Annotated in this window: 24 protein-coding genes and 1 pseudogene; 15 read left to right on the top strand and 10 right to left on the bottom strand. The window is 66.4% G+C overall.

What is annotated here, in order from left to right; all coding sequences use genetic code 11:
* Window positions 1-33: 33 nt before the first annotated feature.
* The 3 genes and pseudogenes from A8G08_RS25185 to A8G08_RS25175 all read left to right on the top strand — a co-directional run.
* Complete coding sequence (locus A8G08_RS25185; protein WP_245672999.1) at window positions 34-438, top strand: hypothetical protein; 405 nt, start codon at window positions 34-36, stop codon at window positions 436-438.
* On the top strand, window positions 435-953 hold the full coding sequence (locus A8G08_RS25180; protein WP_068280459.1) for a YceI family protein: 519 nt from the start codon (window positions 435-437) through the stop codon (window positions 951-953). The genes A8G08_RS25185 and A8G08_RS25180 overlap by 4 nt, the downstream gene beginning before the upstream one ends.
* 140 nt (window positions 954-1,093) lie before the next feature.
* Window positions 1,094-1,975, top strand: a pseudogene (locus A8G08_RS25175) (alpha/beta hydrolase); the annotation flags it as partial.
* A 6-nt stretch (window positions 1,976-1,981) separates the two neighbouring features.
* On the opposite strand, the gene A8G08_RS25170 reads toward A8G08_RS25175, so the two are convergent.
* From A8G08_RS25170 to A8G08_RS27690, 4 genes are all read right to left on the bottom strand, one after another.
* Entirely contained in the window at window positions 1,982-2,332 is a 351-nt protein-coding gene (locus tag A8G08_RS25170) for a UBP-type zinc finger domain-containing protein (RefSeq protein WP_068280453.1), read from the bottom strand.
* Window positions 2,329-3,807 carry a sensor histidine kinase gene (locus tag A8G08_RS25165; protein ID WP_068280449.1) on the bottom strand — a complete coding sequence of 493 codons (1,479 nt, stop codon included), beginning with the start codon at window positions 3,805-3,807 and terminating at the stop codon, window positions 2,329-2,331. Before A8G08_RS25165 ends, A8G08_RS25170 begins: the two co-directional genes overlap by 4 nt.
* Window positions 3,808-3,824: 17 nt before the next feature.
* Window positions 3,825-5,513, bottom strand: coding sequence for an NAD(P)/FAD-dependent oxidoreductase (locus A8G08_RS25160; protein WP_068280446.1), 1,689 nt, complete (start codon window positions 5,511-5,513; stop codon window positions 3,825-3,827).
* 88 nt (window positions 5,514-5,601) lie between these two features.
* The gene (locus tag A8G08_RS27690; protein ID WP_169823367.1) at window positions 5,602-5,754 is read right to left on the bottom strand and encodes a hypothetical protein; all 153 of its coding nucleotides are present in this window, start codon (window positions 5,752-5,754) and stop codon (window positions 5,602-5,604) included.
* A 199-nt stretch (window positions 5,755-5,953) separates the two neighbouring features.
* Between A8G08_RS27690 and A8G08_RS25155 the strand changes: the two genes are divergently transcribed.
* The 4 genes from A8G08_RS25155 to A8G08_RS25140 all read left to right on the top strand — a co-directional run bounded on the left by A8G08_RS25155 (window position 5,954) and on the right by A8G08_RS25140 (window position 7,672).
* Complete coding sequence (locus A8G08_RS25155) at window positions 5,954-6,319, top strand: DoxX family protein (RefSeq protein WP_068280442.1); 366 nt, start codon at window positions 5,954-5,956, stop codon at window positions 6,317-6,319.
* Window positions 6,320-6,360: 41 nt separating this feature from the next.
* Window positions 6,361-6,780, top strand: coding sequence for a MarR family winged helix-turn-helix transcriptional regulator (locus tag A8G08_RS25150; protein ID WP_068280439.1), 420 nt, complete (start codon window positions 6,361-6,363; stop codon window positions 6,778-6,780).
* Between the two features lie 21 nt (window positions 6,781-6,801).
* Entirely contained in the window at window positions 6,802-7,134 is a 333-nt protein-coding gene (locus A8G08_RS25145) for a rhodanese-like domain-containing protein (protein ID WP_068280437.1), read from the top strand.
* 85 nt (window positions 7,135-7,219) lie between these two features.
* Complete coding sequence (locus tag A8G08_RS25140) at window positions 7,220-7,672, top strand: SRPBCC family protein (RefSeq protein WP_068280435.1); 453 nt, start codon at window positions 7,220-7,222, stop codon at window positions 7,670-7,672.
* A 57-nt stretch (window positions 7,673-7,729) separates the two neighbouring features.
* Here the strand turns inward: A8G08_RS25140 and A8G08_RS25135 are convergent, their stop codons facing one another.
* Entirely contained in the window at window positions 7,730-8,410 is a 681-nt protein-coding gene (locus tag A8G08_RS25135; RefSeq protein WP_068280432.1) for a TetR/AcrR family transcriptional regulator, read from the bottom strand.
* 45 nt (window positions 8,411-8,455) lie between these two features.
* Between A8G08_RS25135 and A8G08_RS25130 the strand changes: the two genes are divergently transcribed.
* The gene (locus tag A8G08_RS25130) at window positions 8,456-9,205 is read left to right on the top strand and encodes an SIMPL domain-containing protein (RefSeq protein ID WP_068280549.1); all 750 of its coding nucleotides are present in this window, start codon (window positions 8,456-8,458) and stop codon (window positions 9,203-9,205) included.
* Window positions 9,190-10,440, top strand: coding sequence for a PQQ-dependent sugar dehydrogenase (locus tag A8G08_RS25125; protein WP_245672998.1), 1,251 nt, complete (start codon window positions 9,190-9,192; stop codon window positions 10,438-10,440). Before A8G08_RS25130 ends, A8G08_RS25125 begins: the two co-directional genes overlap by 16 nt.
* Window positions 10,441-10,536: 96 nt before the next feature.
* Here A8G08_RS25125 and A8G08_RS25120 read toward each other — a convergent pair whose 3' ends face one another.
* Window positions 10,537-11,568 (bottom strand): beta-ketoacyl-ACP synthase III, encoded by a 1,032-nt coding sequence (locus A8G08_RS25120; protein ID WP_068280545.1) that lies wholly within the window; start codon window positions 11,566-11,568, stop codon window positions 10,537-10,539.
* A 236-nt stretch (window positions 11,569-11,804) separates the two neighbouring features.
* Here A8G08_RS25120 and A8G08_RS25115 point away from each other — a divergent pair, with 236 nt between their 5' ends.
* From A8G08_RS25115 to A8G08_RS25095, 5 genes are all read left to right on the top strand, one after another.
* Entirely contained in the window at window positions 11,805-12,524 is a 720-nt protein-coding gene (locus A8G08_RS25115) for a phosphatidylserine decarboxylase (protein WP_068280427.1), read from the top strand.
* Between the two features lie 91 nt (window positions 12,525-12,615).
* Window positions 12,616-13,416 carry a CDP-diacylglycerol--serine O-phosphatidyltransferase gene (gene pssA / locus A8G08_RS25110; protein WP_068280424.1) on the top strand — a complete coding sequence of 267 codons (801 nt, stop codon included), beginning with the start codon at window positions 12,616-12,618 and terminating at the stop codon, window positions 13,414-13,416.
* 9 nt (window positions 13,417-13,425) lie between these two features.
* Window positions 13,426-15,603 (top strand): AAA family ATPase, encoded by a 2,178-nt coding sequence (locus A8G08_RS25105; RefSeq protein WP_068280421.1) that lies wholly within the window; start codon window positions 13,426-13,428, stop codon window positions 15,601-15,603.
* Between the two features lie 355 nt (window positions 15,604-15,958).
* A complete protein-coding gene (locus A8G08_RS25100) occupies window positions 15,959-17,410 on the top strand; it encodes a hypothetical protein (protein WP_157108797.1) in 1,452 nt (483 codons plus the stop codon).
* A 109-nt stretch (window positions 17,411-17,519) separates the two neighbouring features.
* A complete protein-coding gene (locus A8G08_RS25095; protein WP_157108796.1) occupies window positions 17,520-19,118 on the top strand; it encodes a hypothetical protein in 1,599 nt (532 codons plus the stop codon).
* 52 nt (window positions 19,119-19,170) lie between these two features.
* On the opposite strand, the gene A8G08_RS25090 is transcribed toward A8G08_RS25095, so the two are convergent.
* From A8G08_RS25090 to A8G08_RS25075, 4 genes are all read right to left on the bottom strand, one after another.
* Window positions 19,171-19,923 (bottom strand): isocitrate lyase/PEP mutase family protein, encoded by a 753-nt coding sequence (locus A8G08_RS25090; RefSeq protein ID WP_068280411.1) that lies wholly within the window; start codon window positions 19,921-19,923, stop codon window positions 19,171-19,173.
* 42 nt (window positions 19,924-19,965) lie between these two features.
* Window positions 19,966-20,433 carry a hypothetical protein gene (locus A8G08_RS25085; RefSeq protein ID WP_068280408.1) on the bottom strand — a complete coding sequence of 156 codons (468 nt, stop codon included), beginning with the start codon at window positions 20,431-20,433 and terminating at the stop codon, window positions 19,966-19,968.
* Window positions 20,434-20,543: 110 nt separating this feature from the next.
* Window positions 20,544-21,134, bottom strand: coding sequence for a hypothetical protein (locus tag A8G08_RS25080; RefSeq protein ID WP_068280405.1), 591 nt, complete (start codon window positions 21,132-21,134; stop codon window positions 20,544-20,546).
* A 162-nt stretch (window positions 21,135-21,296) separates the two neighbouring features.
* On the bottom strand, window positions 21,297-21,707 hold the full coding sequence (locus A8G08_RS25075; RefSeq protein ID WP_068280402.1) for an NUDIX hydrolase: 411 nt from the start codon (window positions 21,705-21,707) through the stop codon (window positions 21,297-21,299).
* 116 nt (window positions 21,708-21,823) lie between these two features.
* Between A8G08_RS25075 and A8G08_RS25070 the strand changes: the two genes are divergently transcribed.
* On the top strand, window positions 21,824-22,748 hold a 925-nt coding region (locus tag A8G08_RS25070), incomplete at its 3' end, for a proton-conducting transporter transmembrane domain-containing protein (protein WP_281182183.1).

Below are 22,748 nucleotides of genomic sequence, written 5' to 3'. Positions count from 1 at the left end.
TCGAGTTCAGTACTCGGCTACGTACTGGCACTGATGTCTGCGGGGCCAAACGAATCGAAACTCGAGTTCGAGAGTTCAACACCGAGCGACTTCAACACCGACAAGGAGAACGCCATGTACGTCCAGTTGACCTACTTCGACGGACCCCGCACCGCGGCTCAGCTCGCCGCCCACGATTACGCCGGCGAACATCGGGTCGCCGACGCGGTGAAATCCGTACCCGGCATCGTCGGGACCCACGTCCTGCGCGGACCGGATGGATCGGACGTCATCGTCTCGATCGGCATGACCGAGCAAGACCTGCTCGACGCGCAGCAGGCCATCATGGCGACCGAGCTGCTGCCCGGCGAGGACCCGGCACTGCTGACGGGACCGGACCGCGTCGAAATCCGTGAGGTCGTCTACACGTGGGATCGCGAGAAGGAGGCAGTGCGATGAGCAGGGCAATCGACGACGCCCGCGTCGTCACGAAGGCCGGTAAGTGGACGGTGGACGCATCGGCGAGTACTGCGATATTTGCCGTGCGCAACCACGGTAAGACCGTTGAAGGCACCGTGCCAGTGCGTTCCGGATCCGTAACCTTCGGACCCGACGGCCAGCTCGAAAGCGTGTGCGGTGAAGTGGATCTCAGCGCCATCGACACCGGCCACAAGCGTCGCGACAAGGATTTGCGCAAGCCGGGCCTGCTCGACCTGGATGCACACCCGTACGCGATCTTCAGCGCGGACGAGGTCAGCGCCACGGCCGATGGCTGGACCGTGGCCGGCACGTTCTCCGCGCGCGGCCGCGAAACCCGAGTGGAATTCCACGCCGATCGTGACCGCACGAGCCTGGGCATGGTGCTCGTCGCTGAGGCGACGTTCGACCGCAGGTCGCTCGGCATTCGCGCGCCGAGTTTCATGATCGGCAAGGTCGTCACCATGCGCCTGCGCGCGCCGCTCACCCGCGACTGACGCCTCAGCCCACCGCCGGGTCACCACGGATTCGAGTAGTGAAGTACTCGGTCCATCGGGTGGCCCGGCGGATTAGCGTCGTGAACCAGGCGGCCGAAACTGCGGTCTGTGCAACGAAGCGAGGGGTTCACATGCCAGTCGATGGTCACGGCCTGCACATCGTCAATCGCAACGAAGCCGACGCAAGATTGAAGTTCTACCGATTCCAAACCGCCGAAATCGGCTGGCCCCCAGGCCCCGCCCCCGGTCCCGGCATCAACGTGGTTCTTCCGACCGGCTTCGATCCGGCGAAGCGTTATCCAGTTCTCTACCTGTTGCACGGCGGCATGGAAGACTTCCGCACCTTCGACACCGTCTGGAATATCCGCCAATTAACCGTCGACCGACCGATCATCATCGTGACGCCCGACGGTGGAAATGCGGGCTGGTACAGCAATCCGGTCCGATCGAATGTCGGCCCACGCAACTGGGAGAACTTCCACATCAATCAATTGATCCCGTGGATCGACGACAACTTCCCCACCCATGCGAACAAAGCCGGCCGCGCGGTTGGCGGCTTCTCGATGGGCGGCTTCGGCGCGTTGAAATACGCCGGAAAGTACCCCAACAAGTTCGCGTCGACGAGCGCGTACTCCGGTCCGGCGAGCCTGCGGCACAACGGCGGCATAGTGACGCACTGGGCAAACCTCAGCTCATTCCTGGTCGAATTGGGCTTCGGCGCCGTGTACGGCGTGCCCTGGGACGAGGCGAAGGTGAAGGCCGACGACCCATGCGAGGACGTGAACCGATACAAGGACACAAGGATCTTCCTGGTGTCCGGGGATTCTCCCGACCCGCTCAAGCTCTTCGACTTCGTCAATGAAAAGGTCGTCCGCGAAACACAAAAGTTCTTCGTAGAACTGCTGCGTGCCAACGGCATGGCGCCCATTTTCCACACGAGCGCGGGCGGCCACACATTCCGGCCGACAGAATTCGTCCTCGATCTCGACGGCATCATCGCCCACCTGACGCCGGCCGGCTAGCGCGCGTCAGTGAATGTGCTGCCGCCAGTCCAGCGGAACACGGCCCTTTGGGCCGGGTGAGGGCTGTTCGACCGGGCGATGTTGCGGCGGGGTGAGTTCCGGGCCGCCCGTTGCCTCCTGGGTCCGGTAGTCCCAGTACCAGTCCTCCCCCGGCTCGAAGCTCTGGATGATCGGGTGGCCGGTGAGCCGCGCGTGCGCAGTGGCGTGCTGCGCTGGCGAGGTGTCGCAACAACCGATATGGCCGCACTGCGCGCAGCGGCGCAGATGCACCCACCAGCCTTCGACCGCATCGCATTCGGCGCAGCCGGTTCCGCTCGGTGGCATCGTCGGGTCGATGCCCAGCACCGGTTCGCTCATGCCTCGCTCCTCTCGGGATTCGTGTCGCCTTCAGGTGTGCCATCGCGCTCCGGTGGCTCCAGCGGCAGGCGGACGATGAACCGGGTGTCTCCCGGTTGCGACTTCACCCGAATATCGCCGCGATGCTTGTTGGCCACGATCCGGAACGAGATGTCCAGGCCGAGGCCGGTGCCCTCACCGACCGGCTTAGTGGTGAAGAAGGGTTCGAAGATGCGGCTGCGGATTTCCTCGGGCACCCCGGGACCGGTGTCGGCGATTTCCACTACCGCACAATCATTTTCCCGATAGGTGCGCACGGTCAACGTCCCGGCGCCCTGCATCGCGGCCACTGCGTTGTCGATCAGGTTGGTCCATACCTGGTTCAGTTCGGCTGCATAGCAGGGTAATTCGGGCAGTGTGCGGTCATACTCCTTGACCACCTCGATGCCGTCGCCGATCTTGCGCGCGAGCATCACGAGCGTGCTGTCGAGCAGTCCGTGCACATCGACGACTTGGAACGGGGCGCGATCCATCTGGGAGTACTGCTTGGCCGCATCCACGAGCGTGGAGATGCGCTTGGTCGAATCGCCGATCTCATTCATCAGTAGCTCGGTCTCGACCGTGTAGTTCAGCCAGCGGATGGCGCCCTCGAATGTCCCCTCGCCCGCGCCCTCGAGCGTGCTCACGACCCGTTCGAGCCAGTCCTCGTCGATACCTGCCTGCACGAATGTCGGTGCGAGCGACCAGCCACCGTCGATGCCGTGATCGTCGAACCAATCGCTGAGCGCGTCCTCGCGATCGGATTCCTCGATTGGGGTGAGCGTCGGCGCCTTGGCCACCTGAGCGGCGGCTTCCTCCTGCAACCGCACCAGCGATTCGAGCGCCGAGGCCTCGAACTTGCCCTTCGCGATCATCGCGAGCTTGTGACGCTGGCCGGCAATCCGCTCTCGCAACGATTCGGTGGCCCGCACCGCGGCCGCTGCTGGGTTGTTGAGTTCGTGGGTGAGCCCCGCCGACAACGAACCGAGGGCAAGCAGCCGCTCGCGCTGATCGAGGATCTGACGGGTGTTCCGGCTGCCGAAGAACAGACCTTCCAGCAGGTGCACCGCCATCGGGAACCACTCACGCATCATGCCCGCGAACGTCGAGGCATCGAGCACGAAGAACCGGGATGGCACCGTCACATACATCGACGCGTCGTAATTCTGCTCGACGCGGTCGCCGACGTAGGCACTCCATGCACCCGAGTAGGCGCCGCGCTGATGCGAGCGCACCGTCTCGATTTCATCGCCGCGTGACAGCCTGGTGAGCCGCAACTCGCCGTCGAGGAGCACGTAGAAGCACGTCGCCGGATCTCCCTCGCGATACACCCGACCCGGTTCGAGCAGGACGATCCGGCCGTCGCGGCACAGCCAATCGATCTGAGCGTCGTCGAGCTTCTCGAACAGGAACAGCGAACGTAGTTCGGTTGGATCGCAAGGTAATCCGGTGCTCATCGATCCTCCTCGATAGGTCAGGCCAAATACTTGTGCACCAACATCACGGCCATCGCGCCTTCCCCCACCGCCGACGCCACGCGCTTGGCCGAGTCCGAACGCACATCGCCCGCGACGAATACGCCGGGAACGCTCGTTTCGAGATGGTGGGGCGCGCGGTCGAGATCCCATCCGGGTGGACGTGTCCCGCCGACCGTCAGATCCGGACCGGCGAGCACGAACCCGCGCTCATCGCGCGCGAGGCGGCCGTCGAGCCAATCCGTTTGCGGCGCGGCGCCGATGAACAGGAACAGCCACTGCGCATCGACTTTGTCCTCGGCACCGGACACGTTGTCCCGCAGAATGATTCGCTCCAGATGGCCATCGCCCTCGGCGCCGATCACCTCGGTGCAGGCCCGAACCACAATGTTGGGGATCTGCTCGATCTGCTGAATCAGGTAGTGCGACATCGACGCCTGCAGGGATTCGGCGCGGACCAGGATCGTCACCGAGCGCGCGGTGCGGGACAGGTACACGGCCGCCTGCCCCGCGGAGTTCGCGCCGCCGACGATGTAGACGTCCGACGCGGCACACGCCGCCGCTTCCGTCATGGCAGAGCCGTAGTACACGCCGCGGCCGGTGAAATCGTCCACGCCGGGCGCCGGGTGCCGGCGGTAGTGCACGCCGGTCGCCACCACCACGGTGTGTGCGTCGAGCGAACCACCGTCCGCGAAGCGCACCGTGCGCGCCGAACCATTCACCTCCAGCCCGACCACGTCGCGGGCAGTAATCAGCTCGGCGCCGAACTTGGTGGCCTGTCGCCGCGCGCGTTCGGCGAGTTGTGAGCCGGACACGCCGTCCGGAAAGCCGAGGTAGTTCTCGATGCGTGAGCTCTGCCCGGCCTGCCCGCCGGTCGCGGTTCGTTCCACCAACGCCGTCCGCAAACCCTCCGAGGCGCCGTAGACCGCGGCACCGAGTCCGGCCGGGCCACCGCCCACCACGATCAGGTCGTAGAACTCCTGCGACGGCGTCGTCGTGAGCCCAACGCGCCCAGCGAGCTCGGCGTCGGTCGGGTTGACCAGCGGCTCTCCGGATTCGGTGATGACCACGGGGCAACTGTCCGCGTCCGCGCCGGCCGCCTCGAGCAGCTGCGCGCCCTCGGGCTCGTCCGCCAGGAACCAGCGGTAGGACACCTGGTTGCGAGCCAGGAATTCGCGCACCTGGGAACATCGCGCCGACCAGCGATGACCCACCACCTTCGTTTCGGCGATGGGCCGGTGATCGGCGGTTCGCCACGCCTCGAGCAGCGCGTCGACCACCGGGTAGAGCTTCTCCTCCGGCGGATCCCATGGCTTGAGCAGGTAATAGTCGAGATCGACGACGTTGATCGCATCGATCGCGGCGTCCGTGTCGGCGTAGGCGGTGAGCAATACGCGACGAGCGAAGGGATGCAGGTCCATCGCCTGTTCGAGGAACTCGATGCCATTCATCCCCGGCATCCGGAAGTCGGCGACGATTACCGCGACCTGCTGGCCGCGCAGTTTGGTCTCCCGCAACAGGTCGAGCGCCGCCGGCCCGGATTCTGCCCGCATCGTTCGGTAGTCCTCGCCGTAGTGCCGGCGCAGGTCACGCACGACCGCCCGGGAAACTCCCGGATCGTCATCGACGCTGAGGATGATCGGCTTTGCGGACGTGCTGGTGGTGCGAGTCGCACGCGGGGTCGTCACCTAATCGAGTATGCCGAATTGCTGCGCATGGTGAGTGGTGTGCGCCTCGCCCGGTTGGGCGCCGAGCGACCGCGCCATGGCGGGCGGGTTAGAGGCGGCGCCTGAGGACCTGGTCCATCTCGTTGGGCGTCAACAATCGCTCGAGCTTCTCGCTCGGCCAGGACTTGGGATCGCCCTTCATGCGGGCAGTCTTCAGCAACGGGACAGCTTGCCCCCGGTGCAGGATCGAATTCAGCCTCATGATCAAACACTTCCGTGCGTGGCGGACGGACCGTTAGCTCGTAGGTGGTTCTCGGTTTGCTGATTCGTACATCGGTAATCGTCCCTCGAGCATTACTTTTCATTCGTGAGGCGCGCTGAATCTTTCGCCGTCCAATTGTCTCCGGCTGCGTATCTCTTCGTAAGGTCTTGGTGCCGATAACGGACCGAAGGGACGCGCAGTGGAAATCGCCTATTGGATCGTGGCCGGGTTACTCGCCGCGTTCTACCTGTTCGGGGGCAGCAAGAAGGTAATCCAGAGCCAGGAACAGCTTGCGCCGATGATGGCGTGGGCCGGGACGACCGTGCCCATGTGGTTGGTGCGCTGCATCGGCGTCATCGAGGTCCTCGGCGCCTTCGGGCTGCTTCTTCCGCCTGCGCTCGGTATCGCGCCGGTCGTCGCGCTGCTCACCGCCGTCGGATTCGTCGTTCTTCAGATCCTCGCCGCGGGAGTTCATTTCCGTCGCGGCGAGACCAAAGAAGTCGGCCTCAACATCGCGTTGATCGTTGTAGCGGCCGCGGCCGCCTGGCTGGCAACAGTCTGGTGAACACCCGCGGGTACCGCAGAACCGGTGGGTAGCCTGCCCACATGTCCGAGCCGCCTCCCTTCAGCCCCACGATCGCGCTGCTCACCGTGGGCCGCGTCTGGGAGGCCGCCTACGCCGAGGCGCTGAAACCGCTCGGGCTCACCACCCGCAAGTACGGCCTGTTGGGTCACGTCCGCGGCACGCCGGGCATCTCGTTCAGCGAGCTCGCACGGCGCTCGCGGATCACCGTGCAGAGTGCCCACACCGCGGTCGCCGCGTTCGTTGCCGCCGGACTGGTCGACGACGGAACTGCGCATGCCGGCGCCGCGTCGACGCTGCGAGTGACGGCCGACGGTGAGGCGCTGCTGGCGCGGGCAGGCGAGGTGGTGGCCCGTCTCGACGCCGAGTTCGCCATGCACAACCCGGAGCTGACCGAGGCTCTGCGGGCACACATGATGCGGATCATGTCGGCATCGGAGTGACCTTCAGTTAATCTGAAGGTTATGAAAATCCGGCACTACCTCCGCCGACCACCGGCCATCAGCGCCGAAGAGGCGGTTCGGCTCGTCGAAGCAGGTGCTCTGGTGATCGACGTGCGCCGCGAGTTCGAATGGAACCGGGTCCACATTCCCGGCGCGGTGCACGCGCCGCTCGAGGTGCTGCTCGAACGCTGTGTGGACTTCCCGGAGGACCGCCTGCTCATCGCCTTCTGCACCGGCGGTCTGCGATCGGCCGGTGCGGCGAACCTACTGGTGGAGAACGGTTTCGACGCGGTCAATATGAGCGGCGGCCTGATCGGATGGCGTTCCGCCGGAGGCCTGCTCACCGATCGGTGAACCCGCGCAGAACGGCACTGCCTCCCGACGCTACTTTTGGGTAATATCCGGCGCACTCGCTTGACCCGACTCGGATGGAGACCCAGTGCCACAGCCCCTCGAAGCCAGCATCGACATCTCCGCTGCACCTGAGCAGGTGTGGGCTGTCGTCTCCGATCTGGAGCGCATGCCCGAGTGGAGCCCACAGTGCACGAAGATGAAGGTCCTCGGCGAAATGCGCGAGGGCGCCCGGACGCTGAACCTCAACAAGGACGGCTGGAAGCGCTGGCCGACGACCGCTCGCGTGGTGCGCTTCGAGCCCAATCGTGCTGTCGCCTTCAGGGTCGTCGAGAACCGGATGGTGTGGTCGTTCGAGATCGAGCCGACCGATTCGGGCACGCGCCTCACCCAGCGTCGCGATGTTTCCGGCGGACAGAGCGCGTTCTCGCGCTACTCGATCAAGTTCGCGCTCGGCGGCGAGACCGATTTCGAGACGAAGCTCCTCGCCGGAATGAACTCGTCGCTGGGCAAGATCAAGGCAGCCGTCGAAAAGGGCTGACCAAGCGATGACGGCCCGGTCGGCACGCGGCCGTACTTGATCACCGAGGTGTCGAGGCTAGTCCGAAAGGTTGTCCGCTTCGGGGAGTTCCGCGGCTGCCGTGGCTACCGCTTCGACATCGCCGGACCAGCCGAGCACCTGAAGCGCGGCAACCGGAAAGACCTTCGCCGCCCACTTCGGCGAGCGCCCCTCGTCGGACCGGATGCTGATCGACGACTCGACGAGCCGGAACGGCAATTCGACAACGGCCGGGTCCCGCGGAGCGGCACTCTCGGCGAGGCCGTCCACCACGGCCTGGGCCAGCGTGGCGTAATCGTGGCGCAATTGGTTACGCCCCCTCCGGAACTCGGCGAACCGTTTCGTGCGCAACTCCGGCAGGAGATACAGGGCACCGAGATTCCACCGCCCCGCACACAGCTGGGAGACATCGAACTGCACAAGTCGATACAGCCGCGCCTCGGCGGGCGCATCGATGGCGATCAGCCGCTGCGACAACTCGAGCGCATCGGCCACCGTGCCGCCTAGCAGCGCGTCGAGAATGTCGTCCTTCGTCGCGAAGTGGTGATAGAGCGAGGCCTGCCGGATACCGACCGCGTCGGCGATCCGTCGCGTCGAGGTATTGGCATAGCCGTCTTTGGTGAACAATTCCGCAGCGGCATCGAGAATCTCCGCCCGCGGTGTCTTGCCGGGCCGTCGGCGCTGTTCGAGCCGCGGACGTCCGGGACCGGAACTGGCCATCGGGCAATTCTGGCATTGCCGGACCGCATGGGTGACGATGGGGTTATGCGCCGAGTCAGCAGTGCCGCCGATTCAAAACGCCACACCATCACACGCTCGGCGTTGGTCGCGTTTGCCGCTCTCACGCTCGGCGCGGGCACCGTTGCCTGCTCGAGCTCCAACGACAACCCGCGCGAGGTGACGGTCGTCGGCACCGGCGAAGTACGCGGCGCGCCCGACATTCTCAACGCCGACGTCGGTGTCGAGGTCATCGCACCCGATGTTTCCGGCGCGGTGTCCGAGGCGAACGCCCACGTGCAGGCGATCATCGATGCGGTCACCGCGGCCGGGGTTGCCCGCGAGGATGTTCGGACAACCGAGGTGACGTTGCAGCCCGAGTACGCCATGCCCGGCGCCGGCGGCGGCACCCGTGCCGTTTCCGGTTACCGGGCCACCAACACCGTGCGGATCACCATTCGGGAACTTGGCAGCGCGTCGGAGATCCTCGACGACGCGGTGCGCGCCGGCGGTGATGCGGCACGGCTCGGCAACGTCTCGTTCGCCATCGAGGACGATTCCCAACTGCTCGCGGACGCCCGCGCCAGCGCATTCAACGATGCCAAGACGCGCGCCGAGCAGTACGCGGACCTGGCGGATGTATCGCTCGGGGATGTCATCACCATCAACGAAACCTCCTCGGGTTCACCATCTCCGATGCCCCGCGCCAGCTCCGCGGATGAACTGTCCGCGATCCCGCTCGAACCCGGTACACAGACCGTCACCTTCAACGTCACCGTCTCGTGGGCTCTGGACTGACCCGCGCAGCACCCTTGGCGCTGCTGGCCGCACTTCTCGTCACCGCGTGCGGCAGCGGCGGCGACACACCCACGACCTCGACACCGGGTCCGTCAGCGCCTTCCTCAGCAGTCCCAACCGCGGCCGCAGGCACCGCACTGCCGCCCGTCCAGGTCGACACTGTGCTCGGCGAACTCGACCACCCCTGGGACGTGGTAACCGCACCTGATGGAACCCTGCTCACCGGCGAACGCAGCGGCAGCTTTGTGGCACGGCTGCCCACCGGTGAGCGACGCGAACTCGAGGCCGACCTGGACGATCTGTTCGCCAGCGGTGAGACCGGATTGATGGGCCTCGCACTCGCACCCGATTTCGCAATGAGCCGGAAGTTGTTCAGCTGTCAGGGTTTCCAGGACGGCGACACCACAGATGTTCGGGTGGTGACGTGGACGGTGGATCCGCAGTGGACGTCACTCACGCGCACCGACACGCTGATCGACGGGTTCCCGGTGAGCAGCGGGAGGCACGGCGGCTGCCGGTTGCTGGTGCGTGGCGGGGCCGACGGGCAACCCGCCACACTGTTCATCGGCACCGGCGATGCCGCCCGCCCGACCAACGCGCAGGACCCCAACTCCCTCGGCGGCAAGGTCCTTCGCGTCGACGCCGCAACAGGGCGGCCCGGTGCCGGAAACCCGTTCGGCGACAGCCCGATCTACACGTTGGGCCATCGCAATGTGCAGGGCCTCGCGGTGCGGCCGGGGACGGACGCGATCTACTCGGTCGAGCACGGACCGACCCGCGACGACGAAGTGAATCTGCTTGCCGCAGGGGCGAACTACGGCTGGAAGCCCGACCGTTCCTCGGGCGAGCGAAGCGACGGGAGGATTGATTCTTCCGGCCGTTACGACGAATCCGTGCCGATGACCGACCCCGACCGCGTACCAGGCGCGGTATCTGCGGTGTGGAGTTCGGGTTCGAGCACGATCGCGACGGCGAGCACGGCATTCCTCGATGACCCCGCGTGGGGCTACTGGGACGGGGCACTCGCCATCGGCGCACTGAAGGGCGAGCGGGTTGTGCTGCTGCGCCTCTCGCCCGACGGCCGCACCGTCGAAGCGGAGACGACGGTGCCGGAACTCGACGGCACGGTAGGACGGATCAGATCGGTTGTGACCCAGCCCGACGGGTCACTACTCATCACCACCGACAACGGCGGCGGCGAGGACCGGATCCTGCGCGTGACGCCGCAGCGCTAACTGGCGCTCCGCAGGCTTCGCGCCTGTGCTGACGGGCGAGACGAGAACGGGCCCCGACTCGAGAGTCGGGGCCCGTCCTGGTCCAGATACGGTGCGTCAGGCGCTGATCGCCGGCAGCTTGACGACCTGGCCCGCGTACGCGAGGCCGGCGCCGAAGCCCATCAGCAACGCGGTGTCGCCCGGCTTGGCCTGGCCGCTGCGCAGCACCTGCTCCATCGCCAGCGGGATCGACGCGGCCGAGGTGTTGCCGGTCTCAACGATGTCGGTGGCAACGACGCAGCTCTCCGGCAGCTTCAACACGCGCACCAGCACGTCGGTGATGCGCAGGTTCGCCTGATGCGGCACGAACACGTCGATGTCGTCCATGGTGACCTCGGCATTGTCGACCGCCGCGCGGCATGCCTTCTCCAGGAACGAGGCGGCCCAGCGGAACACCGCCGTGCCCTCCATACGGATGTAGGGCCGCTCGGACTCCTTGCCCTTCTCCGCGACCTCGTCGAAGTAATCGTCGAACGGCTTGTCCTGACGGATCGCCTGCCACTGCGTGCCGTCCGAGCCCCACGCGACCGGGCCGATACCGACCTCGTCCGACGGACCAACCACGACGGCGCCCGCACCGTCCGCGAAGATGAACGCGGTGGTGCGGTCGGTCTTGTCGAGCAGGTCGGTGAGCTTCTCGACGCCGATCACGAGGACGTGCGAAGCGGTGCCGGCGCGGACCATGTCCGAACCGACGGTCAGCGCGTGGCCGAAGCCCGAGCAGCCCGCGGCGAGGTCGAACCCAGCCGTGTCGTTCATGCCGAGCGCGGTGGCAACCTGTGCCGACGCGGCAGGACCGAGCACCATGCGCGACGAAGTCGCGACGATGACGCAGCCGATCTGCTCGGCGTCGACTCCCGAGGCCTCGAGCGCACGCCGCCCGGCCTCGATCGCCATCGTGACGGGGGTTTCGTCGCGCTCAGCGAACCGACGGGTCTGAATGCCCGAACGAGTGCGGATCCATTCGTCGCTCGAATCGATCGGCCCGGCGACGTCGTCATTCGTGACGACTCGCTCCGGGCGATAAACGCCCAGTCCAAGCATCTGCGTGTTCGCAACGCCGGCACGCCGGGCGATGGGAGCGGCCATGGTGTTCTCCTTGTCAAAAATGCGGCGCGCCACGCCGCTACCCCAGCTCGGGGCTGGAGTTTTTGTGCCTCACCGCCTGTGACGAAGTAGACATGAGGACACCTCATATTACTCCGGGCAGGCCGTGGCGTTACATATCCCCGCCCGAGCACACGGTACCGGCGAACCCCTGGTTCAGCCGCGGCGGCGGTAGTGTTCGACAACGACGATGATCAATCGAGGTTGAAGAGGAGCCTGTGGCACGCCGCCCAACCCCACCGGGGACCCCGACTCCAACGGGAATCGGACACTTCGTCGACCTGGTCCGCACGACGGTCCCGCCGCTGCATCCGGGCGGAGTCCCGTTCGTTGCGGTGCCGCTGGCCATCGCCGGCCTCGGCCGCAACCGGCCCTGGATCCGGCGCATCGGCCTTGCCACCGCGGCCGCGAACGCCGCTTTCTTCCGACATCCGCATCGAGTGCCACCGAACCGCGCCGACATCGTGGTGTCGCCGGCAGACGGCGAAGTCGCCCTTGTGGACCACGCGGCGCCGCCGGCGGAACTGGGCCTCGGCACCGAGCCGCTGCCGCGGGTCAGCATCTTCCTGTCGGTGTTCGACGTGCACGTGCAGCGCGTACCGGCCCCCGGCGTGGTGCGTTCGGTTCTGCACCAGAAGGGTCAGTTCCGCTCCGCCGACCTGCCCGAGGCCAGCGACCACAACGAGCGCACGAGCATGGTCATCGACACCCCGTCCGGTCATCAGATCGTCGTGGTGCAGATTGCCGGACTCGTTGCCCGCCGCATCGTCTGCGACGCCAAGCCCGGCGACAAGCTGACCCTCGGCGACACCTACGGGCTGATCCGGTTCGGATCCCGTGTGGACACGTACTTCCCCGCGGGCACCAAGCTCCTCGTCGAAAGGGGCCAGCGGGCCGTCGGCGCCGAAACGGTGCTCGCCGATCTGTCTGAGCTATGACCCACCCGCCCGCCACGCTGGAGGCGTCGTGAGCGCATTCGAGAGGCCTGCCCGGCTGCGGATCACCGGACCGGTTCGGCTACTGCCGAGCATGATCACGATTCTGGCGCTGTGTTCGGGTCTGTCCGCGGTGAAGTTCGCGCTCGAGGATGACCTCGGCGTGGCGCTGGCGATGGTCGGCGCGGCCGCGGTCCTCGACATGCTCGACGGCCGGATCGCGCGATTGCTCGACGCCACCAGCAAGATGGGCGGCGAGCTCGACTCCCTAGCCGACGCCATCTCGTTCGGTGTCGCGCCTGCGCTCGTGCTCTACGTGACGCTGCTCGATGCCAACAGCGCGGGCTGGATCATCGCGCTGATCTACGCGGTGAGCATCGTGCTGCGGCTGGCCCGGTTCAACACGCTCACCGCGGAGACGAACCGGCCGGGCTACACCCAGGAGTACTTCGTCGGCGTGCCCGCGCCGGCGGGCGCGCTCATCGCGCTACTGCCGATCGCGCTGTACGAGGAATTCGGCAATGGCTGGTGGACGTCGTTCGCGGCCGTCGCCGCCTGGACGGTGTTCAGCGCCGCACTGATCGTGAGCCGCATCCCGACACTGGCGATGAAGACCGTCGCGGTGCCGCCGCAGGCGGCCGCGGGACTTCTCGTGCTCGTCGCGCTCGCCGCGGCGTTGCTGGTGACCTACCCGCTGATTCTGCTGATGGTGCTCGACGCGCTTTACCTGTTGCACATCCCGTTCGCCGTGCGCTCCCAACGCTGGGTTGCCGCGCGGCCGCAGCACTGGGAGAGCAAGCCGTCGGAGCGGCGCGCCGAGCGGCGCGCGACGCGAAGCGAAGGTGCCCGGCGGTCAGTAGCTCGACTCGGGCTGCGACGGCCCGGCAGTCGGTAAGTTGGCCGCATGGCGGAACTCGCACTAACCGCGCGGCTCAACACTTCTGCGGCCGACACGCGTCGCGGTGTGGTTCGCCTGCACCCCGAAGCGCTGGCGGCACTCGGTCTGCGCGAGTGGGATCCCATCGCGCTCACGGGCGGCCGGCGCACCGCCGCGGTGGTGGGTCTTGCACCGGCCGGCACTCCGAGCGGGACGGCGTTGCTCGATGACGTGACGCTGTCCAACGCAGGTATCAAGGAAAACGCAACGGTGGTGATCGCGCCCGTCACCGTGTACGGGGCGCGGTCGGTGCGGGTCACCGGGTCGGCGCTTGCCACCCAATCGATCCCGAGCGCCACGCTGCGACAGGCACTGCTCGGCAAGGTGGTGACCGTCGGCGATGCGGTATCGCTGCTGCCGCGTGATCTCGGGCCCGGCACCAGCACAGCAGCCACCACGCAAGCACTTTCGCGCACCTTCGGCGTCGCATGGACGACCGAACTGATCACCGTCGCTGCGACCGATCCGGCCTCGGGCCCGGTGAGCGTGCAGCCGAACACCGCCGTGGATTGGGGAGTCGGCCCGGTCCGGCCCAAACCCGGCGCGGTGGCCAACCCTGTTTCACCGACGCTGCCCCCGGTGCGGCGGCCGACGATGGCCGTGGAGGATCTGGTCGGTGTCGGGGCTCAGGTGGGGCGGCTCACCGAATGGCTCAGTCTCGCCCTCGACGAGCCCGAACTGCTTCGCTCGCTCAACGCCCCCGCGCGGCTCGGTGTGGTTGTGACCGGGCCCGCCGGCGTTGGAAAGGCGACGCTCGCGCGGTCCGTGCTCGGCGGCCGGCACGTCGTGGAACTCGATGGGCCAACCGTTGGCGCCGCGGAAATCGGCGAGCGACTGCGCGCGGTCAGCGAGGCCGTGTCCAGTGTCGCCGCCGGAGGCGTGCTGCTCATTACCGACGTGGACGCGCTGCTGCCCGACGATCCCGTTCCCGTCGCGACGCTCATCCTCGAGCAAATACGCGCCGCCCTGACCGCTCCCGGTGTCGCGTTCATCGCGACCACGGCACACCCCGATGCCGTCGACGCACGATTGCGCGACCCCGAACTGTGCGACCGCGAACTCACCCTTTCCCTGCCGGACGCGGCCGTGCGGCGCGCTCTGCTCGAGGCGCTGCTGCGTCGGGTGCCCACCGATAAGCTTGCGCTCGACGTGATCGCCTCGCGCACACCGGGATTCGTCGTCGCCGACCTCGCCGCGCTGTGCCGCGAGGCAGCGCTGCGCGCGGCGTCGCGGGCGAGCAAGACCAAGACCGATCCCGTGCTGCAGCAGGAAGACCTACTCGGCGCGCTCGAGGTGATCCGCCCGCTGTCACGCTCGGGCACCGACGAACTCGCCATCGGCAGCCTCACACTCGATGACGTCGGCGACATGGTGGCCACAAAACAGGCGCTCACCGAGGCCGTGCTCTGGCCGCTGCGCCACCCGGATTCTTTTGCGCGCCTTGGCGTCGACCCACCGCGCGGCGTGCTGCTGTACGGACCTCCCGGATGCGGCAAGACGTTCCTTGTGCGGGCGCTCGCGAGCAGCGGCCAACTGAGCGTGCACGCGGTCAAGGGCGCCGAACTCATGGACAAATGGGTGGGCGCATCCGAGAAGGCCGTGCGCGAATTGTTTCAGCGGGCAAGGGATTCCGCGCCCTCGCTCATCTTCCTCGACGAGGTCGACGCGCTCGCCCCCCGCCGCGGCCAGAGCAGCGACTCGGGCGTCGCCGATCGCGTGGTGGCCGCGCTTCTCACCGAACTCGACGGCGTCGAACCGCTGCGCGAGGTTGTGGTGCTCGGCGCAACGAACCGACCCGAATTGATCGACCCCGCGCTGCTTCGCCCGGGCCGGCTCGAGCGGCTCGTCTTCGTGGAGCCACCCGACGCCGAGGCCCGCACCGAGATCCTGCGCACCGCCGCGCGGTCGGTACCGCTGGCCCCCGACGTCGATCTCGTTGCGCTGGCCGCCGACCTCGACGGGTATTCCGCCGCGGACTGCGCCGCCCTGCTGCGCGAATCGGCTCTCGCGGCCATGCGCCGCGACGTCGACGCCGCCACCGTCACCGCCGCCGATGTTGCGTCGGCCCGTGCGTCGGTGCGCCCCTCCCTCGATCCGGCGCAGGTCGAGGCGCTGCGGGCTTACGCGGACCATCGCGCGGGCTGATCCTGGTTTCGAGTAGTCAACTACGCGTGAAGACGGGACGCGCGGGGCCGAGGGTGGTTATACGGCCAACGTAGGCAGGTGGACACCCATGGCTCCCAGTGGCAAGCCACGCAGCATCTCCGGTGCGGCTAACGGCAAAGCCCGCGATACTTCCCGCGCCAAAGCCACAAGACAGGCTCCCCACTTTCGATCCGCACCGCCAAAAACGGCGGGAGAGCAGGGACCTCCCGGACGTCGGGGCCCACGGGGACTTCAGGGACCCCCCGGACCCCCGGGACCGCCCGGACCACCCGCGCCTCCGATGCACCGGGTCGGGACTGTCCTGAGCACGCTGCGCAACGCCACGGTAAATCGCTTGCGCATCACCTACTGCACCGGCGAGACACTTGTGCTCGCACCGCTCGAGTCCCGCACACTTAGCGGCACGCCACAGCAGTGGCCCTGGGACGAGTTGCTTCGCCGGGGAATAGTTGAAGATGGCCACGGCGATGGCGAGCCAGGATTCGACGACACCGACGGCAGTCCGCGCGGCATTTTCCATGGCCTCGCGATTCTCCTCGTCGTCGCGATCAGCATCGCGGTTCCCATCGTTGCGTACTTTTTCGACCAGGTCGCGCAGGTCGCAATACCCGCGGTAGCAATCGCCTTCGTCGCGGTGGCGACCATGTTGCCGGCGCTGCTGTTCTTCCTGTTCGATCGCCAACGCTTGAGTACGCTTCGAGATCGATTCCAGCACGACATCTTTCGGCTTGATCCAAATATGCACACCCTCGCGGATGTTCGGTCGAGGTACGGGCACCAGATGGATGAGGTGTACTTTAAGCCCAGCGAGCGGACCACCATCGGGAGCGCGGGCCAGCGGCTTTGGCCGATAGTGATTGCTACCGCGACGATCGCCCTCGGATGGACTATGGCACTAGCCCCGAAGCCCTGGCTGTTTGGCGACCCTCCACCGCAAACCTTGTTCGACGCCCTCGGGCATCCGCAATCGTTCGCGTTTCTTGGCGCCTACTTCTACACTCTGAATACTTGCCTCAATAGATACGCACGAAATGACCTGCGCCCCAAGGGGTATTCCGCCATCACGGTTCGAATAATCATTTCCGTCGTACTGGCATTTCTGCTCCAGGCAATACTTCAGTCGTCCACCATCAACGACTACAACGCCGTAATACTTCCACTCGCGTTCACGGTCGGCGTGCTACCAGAAACTGCCATCACACTACTTCGCGACGTGCTGAAGAAGGTTGGACTGTGGGGTCGAGCGAGCCAACTCGAGGACAAACTGCCACTGACTCTCCTCGAGGGCCTCGAGCTCTATGACCGCGCTCGCCTGATAGACGAGGGTGTACCCAATATGGAAGCGCTCGCGCATCAGGAGAATATCGATTTGCTGTTGGAGACACGGATTTCAATTGGGCGGCTTGTCGATTGGGTCGATCAATCGATCTTGTATCTGCATGTCGTCAACTCGACGCTAAGCAAAGACAAAGAGGGCGCGCAGGTCCTGGAAAAATTGCGGGCATTGGGCATCCGAACCGCAACCGACTTATTCCAGGCAGTCCGCATCGACCCAAGGCCAGCCGTGTTGATCGATGCATTTCGCCGCGGCACCGACACTGCAGCCATAGCAGCCGACCGCCTCACCCTGCTACTCGCCGCAATGCGCGACGACGAGTGGATGAGCTACCTGTGGACGTGGCGACGCCGCACGCTTGTGAGCGATCGAAAGATAAATCTGGCTAGGGACGGGAGTTTCGAGCCCGATTTCGGGCCAAACACCAGTGATGGCGATCTGCCGGGATAACAGCCAGACAATCCTGTGATCTGAGTCTTTCAAAAGCAAGTAGCGCACTACGCGCGCTTGCCCGCGGCGAACCTCCGAAGCTGGATACATAGCAAAGGAGGTGAAGACCATGGCGAACCATGTCGGGGACAGCCCGCGCCGACAGAACGGAAGCTCGGGCATAAACAATCGCCGCGCTCGCGAAGGTATCCGAGCAAAGGTCTTTCAACGAATTGCGCACGCCGCGGGCGTCCACGAGACCGCGCCCCCCAAGCGGCTGCGCAACGCCACCGCGACCCGGCTGCACATCAGTCGGGCGGGAGAGACGGTCGTGTTCGCTCCGTTGGAGCGAGCCAAAGCCGATGCATCCCTGCCCAATTGGAATTGGACGCCGCTGGTGCAGCGCGGAGTACTCATCAATGAGGATCGCCGCAAGGCCGAGCGGCGACCCGGCGCACCCAAGACGTACCTTCGCAGCCACGTCAACGCGGCAACGGTGCTGTGCCTCATCGTCATCAGCATCGCCGTGCCGCTGGTGGCCTGGCATCTCGGGTTCCTGCAGACCGTGCGGCCGGCTCTGACGATCGCTTTCGTTGCGGTTGCGACGATGCTGCCCGGCTTGCTGTTCTTCATGTTCGACCGGCAACGATTGAGCACGCTGCGCGACCGCTTCGAGCGCCAGATCTTCCGGCTGGATCCGAATGTCCACACGCTGGACGACGTCGAGTCCCGCTACGGAATGCAGATGGACGAGGCGTTCTTCGCGCCGGATGGCAAGACAACGGCCGTGCATGCCACGCAACGCTTGTGGCCGGTCGGCATTGCTACCTCGGTTCTCGCGCTCGGTTGGGTCATGGCGTTTGAACCGATTGCGGCCGACAGCGACCACAGCATGTTCGACGCCCTGGCCAATCCACTGGCCTTTGCGTTCCTCGGCTCGTACTTCTTCGCGGTGAACATGTGCCTCCGCCGGTACTCCCGAAACGACCTGCGCCCCAAGGCATACACCACGATTGCGGTGCGCGTGATCGTCGTCGTCGTGCTGGCATGGCTTGTGCAAGCCATCGTCGGCGACTCCACGATCGCGGATTACAACTCGGTGCTGCTGCCGTTGGCGTTCGCCATCGGCGTCCTGCCGGAAACCGCGATGACCGTGTTGCGCGACAACTTGCGGCACATCGGTTTGCGTGGTGAGACACGGCAACTGGAAGAGCAGCTACCACTCACTCGCTTGGAGGGTCTCGATCTTTACGATCGGTCGCGCCTGATCGACGAGGGCGTTCCCAATATCGAGGCGCTGGCCCACCACGATCTGGTGGACCTCCTTCTGGAAACCCGGATTCCGGTGGGCAGGCTCGTCGACTGGGTCGATCAGTCGGTCCTGTATTTGCACCTGATCGACTCGTCATTAGACGAGGACTCCGAGGGCAAGCGGCTGCGCACCGAGTTGCGCAGGCTTGGTATCCGAACCGCGACCGAACTCGTCGCGGCTGCTGGTGATCGGCCACACCGTCGGGTTCTCATCAACGTGTTCGGCCGTACCGGCGATTCGCCACGGGCCGCTGCGAGCAGGCTGGAACTGTTCGTCGGCGCCGTCCGCGACGACGAGTGGATGGTCTACGTGCAGACGTGGCGCGACCGAACGGTGGTTTCGGACCGCAGCATCGTGCTGGACGAGAACGGGAGGGTGCTGTCCGACGCCACCTACCCGGGAACGCCCACGCAGTAACAACCGAACCGACAGCGGTGCGCGGGACTACCGCGCACCGCTGCCATGTCCGCTACTTCCAGCGGGCGAGCAGCCGCTGCGCCTCGCTCGAGAGCGCCATCTGCAAAAACGGCCCGAAGCTGATCCGGCCGACGCCGGCGGCAGCAAGCGTCGCGAGGTCGTCCTCGCCCGGCAGTCCGATCGCATTCACGGGCAGCGGGAGCTCGGCGGTCAGCCGGCGCTGGGTGGCGTCGTCGTGGCGCCCAACCGGGTACAGGACGTCGGCGCCGGCGTCGGCGGCGAGCCGCAAGCGCTCGATTGCGCGGTCGACCCGGTCCGCCTCATCGCCGTCACCGCGCAGGAACAGGTCGGTACGCGCGTTCACAACCAGATGCACACCGGCCGCGTCCGCGGCCTCCCGCAGCGCCCGCACGAGGTCCGCGTGTTCCTGCGGGGACCGCAGCCGGCCGCCCTCGCTATGCACGGTGTCCTCGATATTGAGCCCGATCACGCCTGCGTCGAGCAGGCCCTCGATCAGTCGGGCCGGTTCCTGGCCGTAGCCGGACTCGATATCGAGGGACACCGGCACGTCGACCGCGGCGGTGATCTCGCGGACCCGGCCGAGCGCCTCGTCGAAGGTCATCCCTTCCTTGTCGGCGCGACCGAGCGAATCGGCAAGCGGGTGGCTGCCCACCGTCAGTGCCGAGAAGCCAGCACTGACAGCGAGATTCGCCGACCACGCGTCCCACACGGTGGGCAGCACGGCGGGGTCGCCCGCGCGATGCAGGGAGAGGAACTCTTCGGCCTTGGCACTCAACGAGGTCATCGCACGATCATTGCGCGCTCACCCAGGTAAGCGCCACCTCCCCTAGCGGCAGAAGCCTGAGGAGTATCCGTACGCCTGACCGCTGATCGCCACCGACGACGGCCAGACGTAGTTGCCGCTCCGGCGATCCGGCGGAACCTCGGTGAAGATCACCTGCACGCAATCCACGCCCGGAGTGTCGGCCACTGCGACCAATGCGCCCGGACGGAATCCGATCGGACCGAGCGAGATCGGCGGCGCGTTCTGCAGACCGCGCAGCGCGCCCGCCGCCAGCTCGGTCTCGGCAGTGCTGAGGCTGACCGCGATGTCGTTGCGCGTCTGGTTGTACTGCAGCAGGTTGCCTGCGTCATCGGTGATGTAGATGTCGCCGAGCATGGGCGCGATGATCGGCTTGTTGGCCGGGAGGTCGCCCATCGGCGCATACATCATGTCGGCGGCGGCAGTGCCGGCACCGGTTGTCGCGAGCGCGGACGCCGCGAGGCCGATGAATGCAATGCGTCTGTACTTCATCCGTTCCCCTTGATTCGACTGACCCTGCGGCTTGCCCAGGGACTACATCAGACGGTCGCCGGAATTGGTTACCGCCGCTACGAGGACCGATCTTCGTCGTTGTCGCCGGATTACGGGTCGGCATCGAGAAATGCGCTTCCCCGCGGGCTGATTCGGTAGCCGACTTCGAGACTTTCCGTGAGTCCGAGGTTCTTGAGCCGCCGCACGCGCAGCTTGAAGGCCGGACGGTCGATGCCCGCCGCGGCGGCGAGTTCAGTGGACACCACCTCCGGATGCGCGGCGATCAGCCGGAGGTAGGTGCGCGTCCACGGCTCGTCGGCAGCGGCGTCCATCCGGTCCAGACGCTTGCGCAGCGAGTCGAGTTCGTCGGCCGCGAGATCCGCCGACGCCCGCAGTGCGCGGCGCGGATCCTCACCGCCGAAGCGCACCCCAACCCGGAACAGTCGGGTCGTTCCGTCGGCTCCGGTGCGACCCCGCTTCTTGTCGACCAGCGCGCGCAGCTTCTCTGCATCGTCGAACCCTGCAGCGCGCGCATCGGCGGCGCTGATTGAGTCGACCTCCTCGACCGAGACGATTTCCACCACGCCGCGCGCGTTGCGGATCATCGAGCCCGGCTTCACCCGCGGCCGCTCCCAGCGCCGGAACGCCAGCGTCACCCGCCCCTCGGCGATCGCATCGATGGTGGCGGGCGGGAAGAGCACGGGGCGTGTCTCCTAATTTCCCTCGGATGCACCTGTCAGGACAATCGTCGTCCTGCAAGGCGGAGGAGAAGTCGATACCGGGGTTGTATCGACGCCGACGACAACGCAGCAGGGCGGCGATTGGGCGCCAGGGGCGCCGAAAGGGAGATTGGGAGACATGCCCTAGTCCACCAACCCCAGTTCGGCGAGTCTGCGGAAGACCAGCATCGAGCCGGGCGCGACGTGCGGCATCGCCGCGTATTCGGCAACCGTGAAATAGCGGAGCTCCGCGATCTCGCTCGTCGGGCTCGGATCATCGGTCAGCTCGGCGACGAAGCACGTCATGTGCAAGTGCGTGCCGGGTGGATGGCCGTACGCGGGCGCCTCGAACACACCCAGCTCGGACAGGCTGTCGGCGACGATCCCGGCGTCGAGTTCCTCGCGGATTTCCCGGTGCAACGCATCAAGCGCGGACTCACCCGGATCGATTTTTCCGCCCGCCATGTAGAACGCGGGGTTGCCGACCGAGCGGGTCTGCAGCAGCCGCCGATCGCGCACGTGTGCGAGAGCTGCGGTGCGGATCTCGCTGGCCACAGCGCCGAGACTACGGCCACATCGGTCCACCACGAAGGAGGCACGGCGAAAACGGACACGTAGGATGGGTAAGCAACACCCCGCCGCGTCCACCACCAACGACGGAGTGCTTCTTCTTGCTCTTGATCCTGACCGCGCACGCGATCGCCGCTCTTCTAGCACCAGTGTGCGTTCGGGTTCTCGGTCGCAACGCGTTCCTGCCGCTGGCCCTCGTTCCACTCGCCTCGCTCGGCTGGGTGATCGCCAACTGGGGTGACGAGCAATCGGTCTACGTCGAGTGGGTCCCCGGCCTGTCGATGAACTTCGACGTCCGGTTCGATTCGCTGGCGGCCATCATGTCGCTGCTCGTGCTCGGCGTTGGCGCGTTGGTGCTGGTCTACTGCGCCCGTTACTTCTCCGATGACGAACCGCGGCTCGGCGTTTTCGCCGCCGAGATGGTGGCTTTCGCCGGCGCCATGTTCGGGCTGGTCACCGCCGACAACATGGTGTTGCTCTATATCTTCTGGGAACTGACCACCGTCCTGTCGTTCCTGCTCGTCGGGCATGCCTCGGAGCGTGCGACGGCCCGGCGCGCGGCCGTGCAGGCGCTGCTCGTGACCACCGCGGGCGGGCTGGCCATGCTTGTCGGCATCATCATGCTCGGCGAGGTCTCGGGCAGTTACCTGCTGTCGGACGTGATCGCCGAGGCGCCACGGGGCTGGCTCGTGAACGTCGCGATCGTCCTCATCCTGATCGGTGCCCTGAGCAAGTCGGCCATCGTCCCGACCCACTTCTGGTTGCCAGGCGCCATGGCCGCCCCGACACCGGTGAGCGCGTATCTGCACGCCGCCGCGATGGTGAAGGCCGGTGTCTATCTCGTCGCGCGGCTCGCACCCGGTTTCGCCGACATTCCGCCGTGGCGACCGATGGTGCTGATCCTCGGGCTCGCGTCGGTACTACTGGCGGGCTGGCGGGCGTTGCAGGCGAACGACCTCAAGCTCCTGCTCGCGTTCGGCACGGTCAGCCAGCTCGGGCTGATGATTCTTCTCGTTGGTCTCGGCA

The sequence above is a fragment of the Aldersonia kunmingensis genome, assembly GCF_001646865.1.
In the GTDB taxonomy this organism is placed as follows: Bacteria; Actinomycetota; Actinomycetes; order Mycobacteriales; family Mycobacteriaceae; genus Aldersonia; species Aldersonia kunmingensis.
The sequence above is the reverse complement of the archived record's forward strand: the minus strand, read 5'-3'. Positions and strand labels throughout refer to the sequence as shown.

What these genes read in the sequence shown, in the direction of transcription:
- A8G08_RS25135 (WP_068280432.1), bottom strand. Translation starts at nt 8,410, where the DNA reads ATGGCCAGTTCCGGTCCCGGACGTCCGCGGCTCGAACAGCGCCGACGG.
- A8G08_RS25185 (WP_245672999.1), top strand. Translation starts at nt 34, where the DNA reads ATGTCTGCGGGGCCAAACGAATCGAAACTCGAGTTCGAGAGTTCAACA.
- A8G08_RS25085 (WP_068280408.1), bottom strand. Translation starts at nt 20,433, where the DNA reads ATGAAGTACAGACGCATTGCATTCATCGGCCTCGCGGCGTCCGCGCTC.
- A8G08_RS25145 (WP_068280437.1), top strand. Translation starts at nt 6,802, where the DNA reads ATGAAAATCCGGCACTACCTCCGCCGACCACCGGCCATCAGCGCCGAA.
- A8G08_RS25090 (WP_068280411.1), bottom strand. Translation starts at nt 19,923, where the DNA reads ATGACCTCGTTGAGTGCCAAGGCCGAAGAGTTCCTCTCCCTGCATCGC.
- A8G08_RS25095 (WP_157108796.1), top strand. Translation starts at nt 17,520, where the DNA reads ATGGCGAACCATGTCGGGGACAGCCCGCGCCGACAGAACGGAAGCTCG.
- A8G08_RS25130 (WP_068280549.1), top strand. Translation starts at nt 8,456, where the DNA reads ATGCGCCGAGTCAGCAGTGCCGCCGATTCAAAACGCCACACCATCACA.
- A8G08_RS25180 (WP_068280459.1), top strand. Translation starts at nt 435, where the DNA reads ATGAGCAGGGCAATCGACGACGCCCGCGTCGTCACGAAGGCCGGTAAG.
- A8G08_RS25120 (WP_068280545.1), bottom strand. Translation starts at nt 11,568, where the DNA reads ATGGCCGCTCCCATCGCCCGGCGTGCCGGCGTTGCGAACACGCAGATG.
- A8G08_RS27690 (WP_169823367.1), bottom strand. Translation starts at nt 5,754, where the DNA reads ATGAGGCTGAATTCGATCCTGCACCGGGGGCAAGCTGTCCCGTTGCTG.
- A8G08_RS25150 (WP_068280439.1), top strand. Translation starts at nt 6,361, where the DNA reads ATGTCCGAGCCGCCTCCCTTCAGCCCCACGATCGCGCTGCTCACCGTG.
- A8G08_RS25165 (WP_068280449.1), bottom strand. Translation starts at nt 3,807, where the DNA reads ATGAGCACCGGATTACCTTGCGATCCAACCGAACTACGTTCGCTGTTC.
- pssA (WP_068280424.1), top strand. Translation starts at nt 12,616, where the DNA reads ATGATCACGATTCTGGCGCTGTGTTCGGGTCTGTCCGCGGTGAAGTTC.
- A8G08_RS25105 (WP_068280421.1), top strand. Translation starts at nt 13,426, where the DNA reads ATGGCGGAACTCGCACTAACCGCGCGGCTCAACACTTCTGCGGCCGAC.
- A8G08_RS25170 (WP_068280453.1), bottom strand. Translation starts at nt 2,332, where the DNA reads ATGAGCGAACCGGTGCTGGGCATCGACCCGACGATGCCACCGAGCGGA.